Here is an 11,282-nt window from a genome sequence, read left to right on the forward strand (position 1 = left end):
GTGAAAGTAAGGAGGAGTAAGGTTGAAGGCTTATGTTACTGCGATAATCGAAAACTATGTCCGGGAATATGAGAAAACAAGTGCGACAAAGTGGGGGAGGCCACTGGTTGGATTCGCCGACGCGGCGCACCCGATGCTCCCGGAACTTCGGGTGGTGGCGGATAAAAACCATGTCATGCCGCAGAAGGTTCTTGAGGACGCTGCCATCGTGGTCTGCTATTTTCTGCCCTTCACGCGGGAAACAGCCAAGTCCAACATCGGGGATGGGCACGCGTCGCCGGAATGGGCCAGGGCCTACGAGGATACCAACGCGCTGTTTACCAGGCTGAACGCCCATCTCATTGAGCAGCTGGAGGCCAGAGGATACCGGGCTGCGGTATCGCCAGAGGCCACAACCTTTGACCGGGAGGTGCTTATGAGCCGGTGGTCTCAGCGCCATATGGCCTGGCTCGCCGGAATGGGAACCTTTGGGCTTAATAACATGATCATCACAGATGCAGGCTGCTGTGGGCGTTTCAGCTCTGTGGTCACCAATCTGGATGTGACGCTGGGCGCGCCGCTCACCACGGAAAACTGTCTGTATAAGCGTGAGGGAAAGTGCGGAGTATGTGTACGCCACTGTTTTTCAGGTGCCCTAACCACAGAGGGCTATGACCGGAAAAAATGCTTTGGCGTCTGCTCTGAGAACGCCGCGGTCTACAACGACTTCGGCAATTCCTACGCGGCCGATGCCGAGGGCGGGATCATGGATACTGGCAGCGAGGTCTGCGGCAAGTGCCTGGTGGGCGTGCCCTGTGCCTTTGGAAAGCCGTTCCGGGAAGAATAAAGAGGTGGGGTGCGAAATGCACCCCGCCTCTTTTAGATTTCAGATAAATGACTATGGGCTTTACAGGTGTACATGGCATGATCAGCCCGACGGATGAGCGTGTCGAGATCCTCTGGTGTGCGGACCATGCCCTGGCTGTAGCCGCGGGCAATATCCAGCTTTGGCGAGTGTGCCCGATTGTAGTCCAAAATGGAGGCGTCGAATACCTCAAGGCAGTTTTCAAGAACTGCAGCGTCCAGATTTTCAGCAATGACACAGAATTCATCGCCGCCGATCCGGTAACAGGCGCCACAGTCTTTAAAGCTGGAGTGAATACAGGCGCCGCTGTCGATGATCAGGGTGTCGCCCACACTGTGGCCCAGAGTATCATTGGTGAGCTTCAGGTTGTTCAGGTCAAAGGAAATAATGGTCAGGCTCTCAATGGGCAGGGCGTTTCGGGTATTCTGGAGGTCGCGCTCGTAGGCGGTCCTGTTGGCCAGATGGGTGGTGGGATCAGTGTAAGCCAGCTTTTTATAAATCTCGACATGGACAGCGTCCCGGAAAAGGTTGAGACTGTCTTTGATGCTTGAGAGGCCGAGAATCCCGATAAACACCAAAAGTCCGATTTTAAAGAACAGACTGTTGTCATTGTCCACAGGATTGTCATAAAAGCGGATCAGGTCGATGATGCCTGCGGCACACAGCAGAAAAAAGGCGGCAAACAGTGTGCTGAATCGCTTTTCGTGACATTTGACCCAGCTGTGCACAAGGGTCCACAAGAACAGAAGGATCGCGCTGATGAGCAGAGCGTGCGTGATGATCAGCAGTTTGGGCAGATACAGGACGCTGACCATGGAAACGCAGAGGTTGAGCAGAAAATTGGACAGCATCAGCAGCGTGACGATGTCATAGGCTTTGTGATAACGCTTGTGGCTGCTCAGCTTGATGAATTGAATGATGGGAGCACCCATCAGCGTAAAGCTGTAAAAGGACAGGAGAACACCCATCGTGCTGTTGAATGGAAGAAACTGCAAAAAATTGGAATCTGTCAGAATCCAAAGAGAGGCCAAAATTGAGAAGGTGCCAAGGCAGACAAAGCGGTATCGCCCGGTTTTTGGCCCGGCGAGAAAGCCTGAGACCGCCAGAAGAAGAATCCCGATGATCAGCATGATCAGCGACACGAGGAGGCTCCCGGTATCTTTGTCAAGCTGTCCGAACAGCACAGCGGTGCGGCTGCCAAGGATGATATTCCCCACAGACATATTGGCAGTGGGGTAAACCGACTCAAAAGTCAGGGTGACGGTTCTGCCCTCGGAGCCCTTTGGAATGGAAACCAGATGGGTAAGGCTGCCAAAAGCGCTGTCAGCCGGAAGGCTGTAAACTTCGGTGCCGTCGATGCTTACCGTCAGAGACTGGAAAGCTGTCGGAATTCCAAGAACAGCGTCCTCAGGAAGTGTGACGGGAAGCGTGTTCGTCAGAGCAGCCTGGGTGGCGGGGAGAGATGCCGGCAGGGTAATGCCGGAACGGGTCAGCCCATCTCCGGTAATGGTCCAGTGGGTGTCGAGCATGGTGACAGGACCTGCCTCAAAGCGGTTATTGGCGTGGGGAAGCAGGTTTGACAGGAATAAAAGGACAGAGGTGCCCATAGCCAGCAAAATCAGGAACAGGGCAGGAATAAACTTACATTTCTTTTCCTTTATTGTCACAGATGCATCTCCTTAATCATAAGTAGTATAGTTATATTGTAGCATACTTTTGGAAAAAGAAAACAAAAAAGGCGGGGTGCGTTTCACACCCCACCGCAAAGCTATGGCCTGTCGGTTTCGCGCAGGCTCAGAGACTTTGATGCTTTTAAGGTTTTAGTTTTTGCTGGCCATAACGTAAGATGCTGCAGCAGAGCGGTCAATCCGGCCATCAGCAGAGGTGACAGAGCTGTAAAGGCACCAAACACCGTCCAGCTCTCAAGTGTAAGAGAGCTCAGGCTGAACAAGGGGCCAAACAGGAATGCCGCTCCGAAAAAGCCAACGCCCATGACAGCGACAAGGCCTGCCCGCGGCAGGTTCAACGGCTGGCAGAGTCGGAGAAGTACCAGCAGCCCGGTCACACCGACCAGAAGCGTGCAGATGGTAGAGATTTGATCCATGGGTATCCCGAGAAGGGTGCCGGCAATCAGGACTGCCAGCAGGTTAAAGGCATTGACCAAACCGCCCGGCAGCGCGCTTGACAGCACATTTCTCAGAAAATGTCCGTGTACCTGCCGGTAATTGGGTTCAAAAGTCAGGGCAAAGGAGGGAATACCAATCATCAGGCCACTGATCAGGGTAATGTGGATAGGCAGGAAGGGATAAGGGATGGCCGCAAACAGCAGGATCAGGGACAGAATAAAGGAAAAGATATTCTTGACCAGAAACAGGGCGGCTGAACGCTCAATATTGTTGATGACCCGGCGGCCCTCCCGGACAATCTGGGGCATCACGGAAAAGTCTGAGTCGAGCAGCACCATTTGAGACACGTGCTGGGCCGCGTCGCTGCCAGCTGCCATGGCGATACTGCAATCCGCGTCCTTGAGAGCCAGAACATCGTTGACCCCATCGCCGATCATGGCAACTGTGTGGCCGTTTTCCTTTAGTCCGCAGATCAGCCGGCGTTTCTGCTCAGGCGTTACCCGGCCAAAGACGCTGTGGTTTTCAGCGGCTGCGGCCATATCCGCGTCATCGCTAAAAGTGCTGGCGTCGATGAAAGCACTGGCGCCGTTCACACCTGCGCGCCGGGCGATTTCGGAGACCGTTTCGGCGTTGTCGCCAGAGATCACCTTGATGGTCACGCCCTGCTCCTTAAAATAGGCAAGGGTTTCCTGGACGTCGTCCCGCAGCTTATCCGAGAGAAGAATGAATCCAAGGGGTGTCAGACAGCTGTTTTCCGGAGATTCGGTGTCCTCGGCTGTGCCGCGGGCCAACAGGAGGGCTCTTTTTCCAGAGGACAGGATGGGCTTTAGCTGTGGGGTGTAGCGGCTATAGTTCTTGCCCAGAAGCCGCTCGGGTGCACCCAGAAAGCAGGCGGAGCCGTCGCTCAGGATAAGGGCGTTCCACTTGCGTTCAGAGGAAAATGGAATCTCTTTTTTTACAGAAAGGGGGGGGAGCGATCTGTTGAAAGTGGCTTTTGAGGGCCTTGGCCGTAGCGTTTTCCGAGGCAGAGGCCTGTAAAAAAGCGGCAAGCTGTCTTTCAAGGGCCTCTTGTGTGAGGCCGGCGAGGGGAATGGTGCCTGTGACTTCCATGACGCCCTCAGTCAGGGTGCCCGTCTTATCCAGGCAGAGGGTATCCACCCGGGCCAGGTTCTCAATGCAGGACAGCTCATGCACCAGGGTTCTGCGGCGCGCCAGGTTGATGACGCTGACAGCCAGGGCGATGTTGACTAACAGGTACAGTCCCTCCGGAATCATGCCTACCATGGCGGCCACTGTGGAGCTGACCGCATAGGGAACGCCTGTGTTCAGGAGGGCGCTCTGTTTAAAAAACATGATGAGCCCAAGAGGGATAATACCAATACCGATGAACTTTAACAGCCGGTCAAGATCACGCATCATTTGGGAGCGATGTTTTTTACGGCGTTTGGCCTCATGGGTAATACTGGCCGCGTAGGAGTCGCTGCCCACCCTGTCCAGGCGGGCGGAACAGCTTCCAGAGACGATAAAGCTTCCGGAGAGCAGCTGGTCGCCCGGGTGCTTGACAATGATGTCAGCCTCACCGGTCAGCAAAGCTTCGTTGACCTCCACAGTGCCCTCGCACAAGATGGCGTCGGCACAGATGGAGCTGCCGGCTGTAAAGTGCACAATGTCGTCCAGCACCAGCTCGTCCGTCGGCAGGGTCTGAACCGCGCCGTCCCGGACCACATGTGCATTCTGGCCGGAGAGAAGGGAGATTTTGTCCAGGGTCCGCTTAACCTTGAGCTCCTGGACAATGCCGATGAGTACGTTGACGATGACAATGCCGAGAAACAGCATATCGGTGTAGGCTTTTACCATAAAGAGGCAGAAGGCCAGAGCAAAGAACAGAAAGTTGAAAAAGGTAAAGATATTGTCCCGGATAATCTGTCCTTCGGTTTTGGAGAGCTGCTCCTTTGTCAGGTTATGCCAGCCTGCTCTCATGCGGTGCTGGGCCTGCTCGCTGGTCAGCCCCAGCTCGGGGTCGGGGGTCAGGCGTGTGATGGGCTGCCGTCCGGCAGCGGAATGCTTTTTCATGGCTTTTTCCTGTCCTTTCGTTTTGCTGTAGTTTTATTCTATCAGCAAAATCTTACTGCCGGGTCGTCAAAATTCTTACTATTTTTTTAAGATTATTGTTTTTAGAGTGACAGGAAAAAGTCTTAAAGAGGGCTTAATTTAAACAGTTTTCACACAGCGTTCATGTTACCATCACATTTCGAGGGTATTATACTGATATAACAAAGCACGAAAGCAGCGGACAATCCCTCACCATGATGTGGTGGGTTAACATATACTTTTTCATTTCTTTTCCTTATTTTTACAAAGCAAAAGCTGCCGTCCATGGGGTAATGGCCATGGACGGCAGCTTTTGTCCGTCTCAGATAAAAAACATGAAGTGATTGTTTCCCTTGTACCGGCCGGCTTCGGCAACCAGCTCGTCCAGTGTGATTTTTTCAAGGTGCTCCTGCACCGCCCGGTCCAGCGGGGTGAAGACACATTTCTGCATGGTGTGCTCGATGGCGGGTGAAGCCTCTTCTACACTGGTCTCAGTGCTTTCAAAAAGAATCTGTTCCAGCGCGGTCAGAATTTCGTGGGCGTTGATCTGGTCCGGCTCCCTTGTCAGCCGGTAGCCGCCCTGGGCGCCCTTGACGGAATTGACCAGTCCGGCGCGCTTCAGAAGGGAAAAAACCTGTTCAAGATATATTTTAGAGAGCCCCAGCTTTTCCGCAATTACGATGACCGGAACATAGTCTCCCTCAAAATCTCCCTGGGCAATGGCGATCATAGCCGCCAGACCATAGCGCCCCTTTGCGGATATACGCATCGTGATACCTCCAATTCATAGTAAGTTAATATGTTTAATTTGATTATATCCCGAAATGGCGAACGCGTCAAGTTAATCGCTTAAATTATGGTTAAACATTTCAGATTAATGTGTTAGAATAAAACCAGTATGAGAAAATGAGGGAAGTATGAAAGCATTAAGAAAAGACACAGTGCGGGAAATACGGAAGTCCCTGAGCCGTTTTTTGTCTATCGTGGCAATCATTGCTCTGGGAATCTGTTTTTTTGGGGGCGTCAAGAGCACCAGCCCCAGCATGAAATATACGGCCAACCAGTATTTTGAAGCGCAGAAGCTGGCAGATATCCATCTGGTATCCACCTACGGCTTTACCGACGACGACGTGGCAGCCCTGAAAAAGGTGGAAGGCGTGGCAGCAGTGACGCCGGCCTACTCGACCGATGTGATCGTGGAAAACGGCGAAAAGCGCCCGGTGTTCAAGGTGCTGGCCGTACCGGCTAAGGACGGCTTGAATCAGCCGCTGCTGTTAGAGGGGCGTATGCCGGAAAAGGATAACGAGTGCGTGATCGAGATGCCGGACACTACTGGCCCTCACACAGGCAGGAACGCCTACAGCATCGGAAGCACCATCAGGATGTCGCCCGAGGTAGGCGAAAAAAAGCTGGAGGATACCCTGTCCCAGAGCGAGTACACAGTGGTGGGCTATATCCGTTCGCCACAGTACATCTCCATCGAGCGGGGGTCCACATCGGTGGGCAGCGGAGATATTTCCTTTTATATGATGGTGAAGCCCGAGGTCTTTAAGGCAGAGCGCTACACCGACGCCTATGTCTATTCCACTGCCAGCGCAGACGGTGTCTCAGCCTACAGCGCCGAGTACAAGGACGCCGTTTCAGATTTGGAAAAACGTCTGGAAAGCGTGGGGAAGGAACGCCTTCAGATCAACTACGACGATATTATGACCACTGGCACACAGGAGATTGACAAGGCTAAACGGGAGCTTCTGGACGCCCAGACCACCTTTGACGACGAGATCGCAAAGGCCGAGCAGCAGCTGCGGGAAGCCGAACAGCAGATCGCGGACGGCGAGGCCGAGCTGGCCGAGGGACAGAGAAGCTATGACGAGATGGTGGTCTCCACCACAAGGACTCTGAATGAGAAGCAGGCCGAGCTGCAGAACGCAGAAACCCAGTGGAACACCGGACAGCAGCAGTATACAGATGGACAGAGCCAGTATGAGCAGAATAAGGCCGCCTTTGACGCTGGAAAGCCTGAGGCCGAGAAGCAGATTGCTGATAAAAAAGCCGAGCTGGATCAGCTTGGGGGCATGATCGGCAGCATCAAGAGCCAGATCGCAGTCATCGAGGCCATTCCAGAAGAAAAGCGGACGGAAGAACAGAAGCAGGCGCTGATCCAGTTAAAGGCCCAGCTGCAAACTCTTCAGCCGGTTTATGACCAGGGGACAGAGGCACTGGACGCAGCTATACAGCAGCTAAAGGACGCCGAGAGTCAGCTGGCAGCCGCAAAAGCCCAGCTGGATCAGTCAAAGGCCGCGCTGGACAGCGCGGCGGCCCAGATTGAGCAGGGAAAGACCGCCATTGCTCAGGGCTGGCAGCAGCTTGAGCAGGGAAAGGCTCAGGCAGAGCAGCAGCTCGCAGAAGGGCGGCAGAAACTGGACGACGCAAGACGCCAGCTGGCTGAGGGACGCGCTGAGCTGGAAACAAAACGCGCCGAGGGACAGCAGAAGCTGGATGACGCCCGGCAGAAAATTGCGGACAGCGAAAAGGAACTGAAAGACGTAGACTTTGGCAAGTGGTACGTGTTTAACCGTGGCGATAACCCAGGTTACAGCGGTTACGGCGAGGACGCCAACCGTATCGACAATGTGGCCGGCATTTTTCCGGTGTTCTTCCTGCTGGTGGCTGCGCTGGTGGCCTTTACGACTATGACCCGCATGGTTGAGGAACAGCGCATGGAACTCGGGACTCTGAAAGCCCTGGGCTACAGTCCGGCCAGTATTGCATCCAAGTTTGTGATTTACGCAGCCCTGGCGGCTGTGGTGGGCTGCGCCATCGGTGTGGTCAGCGGTATTAATACGCTGCCCAGGCTGATCGTAGGCGCTTACAGCCTGCTGTACCAGGTGCCAGAGCTGTCGCTTTCAGTGCCCTGGGGCGCGATTATCATCAGCTGTATTATTACCATCCTGTGTACTGTAGGAGCGGCGATCCTTATCTGCTCTGTGGAGCTGAGGGAAGAACCCTCTGAGCTGATGCGGCCAAAGGCGCCGAAGATCGGCAAGCGCATCTTCCTTGAAAAAATCCCGTTTATCTGGAAGCGCATGGGCTTTATCTCCAAGGTTACCGCCCGCAACATCCTGCGCTATAAGGCCCGCTTCTTCATGACTGTTATCGGGATCTCTGGCTGTACCGCCTTAATTCTGGCGGGCTTTGGTCTGCAGGACTCCATTTTCTCCATCATTCCCAAGCAGTTTGAGGAGATATCCGTATACGACGGTATGATGGCCTTTAAAAACGAGGATACCCTGGAGGCAAAGGCGCCCCTGGAATCTGAACTGAGGGCTGATCCTCAGGTTGAGGACGCCATGCTGGCCAAACAGCTGAAGATGAGCGTCTCTTTAGCGGATGGTGGTCATTCGAAGGACGCTTACCTCTATGTGCCAGAAACACCCGGCGATATGAATCACTTCATCAATCTGCGCCACCGGAAGGAGCCGGATCAAAAGCTGGATCTGGATGACAGCGGCGCCATCATCACCGAAAAGCTCGCGAATGACCTGGGCATTAAGGTGAGCGACACCATACGGCTGTACTCAGACGATAAGGAATTTAAGATAGAGGTCGCGGATATTACGGAAAATTATATTGAAAACTATGTGTATGTATCACCAAAGGCCTATGAGAGCGCTTCAGGTGAGCCGGTCAAATACAATATTGCCTATTTTAACCTGAAGGATACTGGCACAGATGCCGAGAACACCTTTGGGGAAAAATGGCTGGAGAACAGCGATGTGGTGTCTGTGAGCTTTACAGGCAGCATTGTCAAATCCTCCACGGACAGCCTGAGCAGCCTGAACATGGTGGTGCTGGTCATGCTGGTGGCTGCCGGAGCCCTGGCCTTCGTGGTGCTTTACAACCTGACCAATATCAATGTGTCGGAGCGGGTGCGTGAGATTGCAACCATCCGCGTTCTGGGCTTCTATGACCGGGAGACAAATAACTATATTTTCAGGGAAAATATTATTCTTTCCTTTATCGGGATGCTCATCGGTCTGGGACTGGGCGTGATCTTAAACAACTTTATCATCACCACTGTCGAGACCGACATCGTCATGTTTGGCCGGGGCATCGACCCCAGCAGCTATATCTTTGCCTGCCTGTTCACCATGGCCTTTACCCTGATTGTCAATCTCTTCATGGCGCCGGTGATCAAAAAAGTGGACATGGTTGAGTCGCTCAAGAGTATTGAGTAGCGTTTGATAGGACCCCTTCAATAAAATAATGATGTCGTGTTATACGGAAGTAAGGATAAGTAAAATGGCGGAGGCAGAATGATTATAAAAACCATTGAAAACAGCGAAAAAGTGAATTTTATGGAGCTTCTGCTCCTTGCCGATGAAGATTGGAAGATGATCGAGAAATACTTATATCGAGGAGAATTATTTGCCTTATATGATGACGACTTAAAAAGCGTCTGCGTCGTTACGCAGGAAAGCGACTGCATCTGTGAACTGAAAAATATAGCTACTTATGAAAAATGGCACGGTGAGGGGTATGGAAGCAAACTTCTGGATCACATATTTTCGTATTATAAAGATAAGCATGCAACAATGCTTGTGGGAACTGGCGATGTCCCTTGGATCATGCGGTTTTATAAGAAAAGTGGTTTTAAAGTATCCCACAGAATCAGGAACTTTTTTACAGACAACTACGACCACCCGATGTTTGAGGACGGTGTTCAGCTGGTTGATATGGTTTATTTAAAGAAAGACTTATAAATGAATACTGGTTCCTGAGACAGCAGCCAAGGCATGAAGAAATCGGAAAAGCTGAAACAAGGGACGGTTTTAACTGAGAATGCAGAATGGAGAATTTCTGGTGAAAGCAGATTTAACGGAATTATCATTGGAGGAGCTGTGGACATTGTTTCCCATCATTTTGAAGAAGCATAATCCAAATTATAAAGACTGGTACGAAGAAGAAAAGCAGCGGATTATCCGCCATGTAAAACCAGAAAATATTGTCCGGATCAGCCACATTGGGAGTACGGCTGTTGAGGGGCTGGCCGCAAAACCGACTGTTGATATCTTGCTGGAAATTGACGGAGCCTGCAGTGTTTCCGAGGCAGCTGAGACGCTGGAAAACCTTGGCTGGGGACTGATGTCACGGGAGAACGACCCGGTAAAGCTGTCCTTTAGCAAGGGCTACACGCCGCAGGGGTTTCCGGACAGGGTCTACCATCTTCATGTGAGATATTTTGGAAATTGGCCTGAGCTTTATTTCAGGGATTTTCTGAAAGCGCATCCCGATGTGGCAGGGGAGTACGAGCGCTTGAAGCTGAAGCTCTGGAAGCAGTATGAATACGACCGGGATGGATACACAGAAGCTAAAACGGATTTTATCAAGCGGTATTCGGATATCGCAAAAATAGAATTTAACAACAAATATTTGCCCGAGGGGTAAGCAAAGGCTCTGGCCTTTCAAACTGCAGCGTATTCAGAGACTCTGTCTTTTTACAGGCGGTCAGTTGAAGGTGGGGTGCATTTAACACCCCGCCTTTTTTTAATGCTGCCTGTAGTAAAGCCAGAAGGCCAGGAAAATCACGAGGACTGCAATCAGGATAGCCCCAAGGATGAGGAACAGGGCCGGGTTGAAAAAGGAGCAGACAATGCCGCCGAAGCCCAGGAGGGCAAGGGTCAGGTAGAGGGTGCTGCGGCAGGTTCTCAGCTGAATGGACTGGTTGCGTTCGCCTTTCTCGGCGATTTCGAGAGCTTCGAGCTGATCGGGGGTCTTGAGGGCGCGGGCATACCGTAGGATTCGGAAAATACTGACAGCCTCAATGCCTGCGAACAGGCCCATGCTTTTTGAGAGGACAGAGGTGTCGGGCAGGCCCCCGGACGGAAGACTGTACAGAATGCCTGCAATGGCGGCCAGAGCGCCGATGACAGCGACGAGCAGGCTGAGCCTTAAACGCCGGACGATGGTTTTTCTAAAGGGATCCATGGCTTTTTATTCCTCCTCAATTTCTGAAAAATCAAAGACCTCCTCAATGGTCAGGCCAAAATATTTTGAGATTTTGTACGCGAGGGCCAGTGAGGCCGTGTACTTTTCGTTCTCGATGGACGTGATGGTCAGCCGGGTGACCCGGACGGCCTTTGCCAGCTCTGCCTGGGAAATATGCCTTTGTTTTCTCAATTCGCGGATACGTGTTTTCATTCCGAAGCTCCTGCTTTTTT

Annotated in this window: 10 protein-coding genes; 4 read left to right on the forward strand and 6 right to left on the reverse strand. The window is 52.4% G+C overall.

Annotation, left to right across the window (positions count from 1 at the left end; all coding sequences use genetic code 11):
* The first annotated feature begins 22 nt into the window (after positions 1-22).
* A complete protein-coding gene (locus tag FYJ53_RS09240; RefSeq protein WP_148427802.1) occupies positions 23-826 on the forward strand; it encodes an epoxyqueuosine reductase in 804 nt (267 codons plus the stop codon).
* 32 nt (positions 827-858) lie between these two features.
* Here FYJ53_RS09240 and FYJ53_RS21830 read toward each other — a convergent pair whose 3' ends face one another.
* The 4 genes from FYJ53_RS21830 to FYJ53_RS09255 form a co-directional block, all read right to left on the reverse strand.
* Positions 859-2,511 (reverse strand): GGDEF domain-containing protein, encoded by a 1,653-nt coding sequence (locus FYJ53_RS21830; RefSeq protein ID WP_148427800.1) that lies wholly within the window; start codon positions 2,509-2,511, stop codon positions 859-861.
* Positions 2,512-2,612: 101 nt separating this feature from the next.
* On the reverse strand, positions 2,613-3,761 hold the full coding sequence (locus FYJ53_RS21465; RefSeq protein ID WP_238054342.1) for an HAD-IC family P-type ATPase: 1,149 nt from the start codon (positions 3,759-3,761) through the stop codon (positions 2,613-2,615).
* A gap of 139 nt (positions 3,762-3,900) precedes the next feature.
* Positions 3,901-5,043, reverse strand: coding sequence for an HAD-IC family P-type ATPase (locus tag FYJ53_RS21470; protein ID WP_227929802.1), 1,143 nt, complete (start codon positions 5,041-5,043; stop codon positions 3,901-3,903).
* A gap of 340 nt (positions 5,044-5,383) precedes the next feature.
* Positions 5,384-5,830, reverse strand: a complete 447-nt coding sequence (locus tag FYJ53_RS09255; RefSeq protein ID WP_090410670.1) for an Rrf2 family transcriptional regulator — start codon at positions 5,828-5,830, stop codon at positions 5,384-5,386.
* 148 nt (positions 5,831-5,978) lie between these two features.
* Between FYJ53_RS09255 and FYJ53_RS09260 the strand changes: the two genes are divergently transcribed.
* The 3 genes from FYJ53_RS09260 (at position 5,979) to FYJ53_RS09270 (ending at position 10,509) form a co-directional block, all read left to right on the forward strand.
* Complete coding sequence (locus FYJ53_RS09260) at positions 5,979-9,299, forward strand: ABC transporter permease (RefSeq protein ID WP_148427798.1); 3,321 nt, start codon at positions 5,979-5,981, stop codon at positions 9,297-9,299.
* A gap of 78 nt (positions 9,300-9,377) precedes the next feature.
* Positions 9,378-9,824, forward strand: coding sequence for a GNAT family N-acetyltransferase (locus FYJ53_RS09265; RefSeq protein WP_148427796.1), 447 nt, complete (start codon positions 9,378-9,380; stop codon positions 9,822-9,824).
* Between the two features lie 100 nt (positions 9,825-9,924).
* A complete protein-coding gene (locus FYJ53_RS09270; RefSeq protein ID WP_187367899.1) occupies positions 9,925-10,509 on the forward strand; it encodes a GrpB family protein in 585 nt (194 codons plus the stop codon).
* Between the two features lie 99 nt (positions 10,510-10,608).
* On the opposite strand, the gene FYJ53_RS09275 is transcribed toward FYJ53_RS09270, so the two are convergent.
* Entirely contained in the window at positions 10,609-11,049 is a 441-nt protein-coding gene (locus FYJ53_RS09275; protein ID WP_154557278.1) for a hypothetical protein, read from the reverse strand.
* Positions 11,050-11,055: 6 nt separating this feature from the next.
* The gene (locus tag FYJ53_RS09280; protein ID WP_013378840.1) at positions 11,056-11,262 is read right to left on the reverse strand and encodes a helix-turn-helix transcriptional regulator; all 207 of its coding nucleotides are present in this window, start codon (positions 11,260-11,262) and stop codon (positions 11,056-11,058) included.
* Positions 11,263-11,282: the final 20 nt, after the last annotated feature.

This window comes from Eubacterium sp. BL-380-WT-2B, assembly GCF_009696115.1.
In the GTDB taxonomy this organism is placed as follows: Bacteria; Bacillota; Clostridia; order Eubacteriales; family Eubacteriaceae; genus Eubacterium; species Eubacterium callanderi.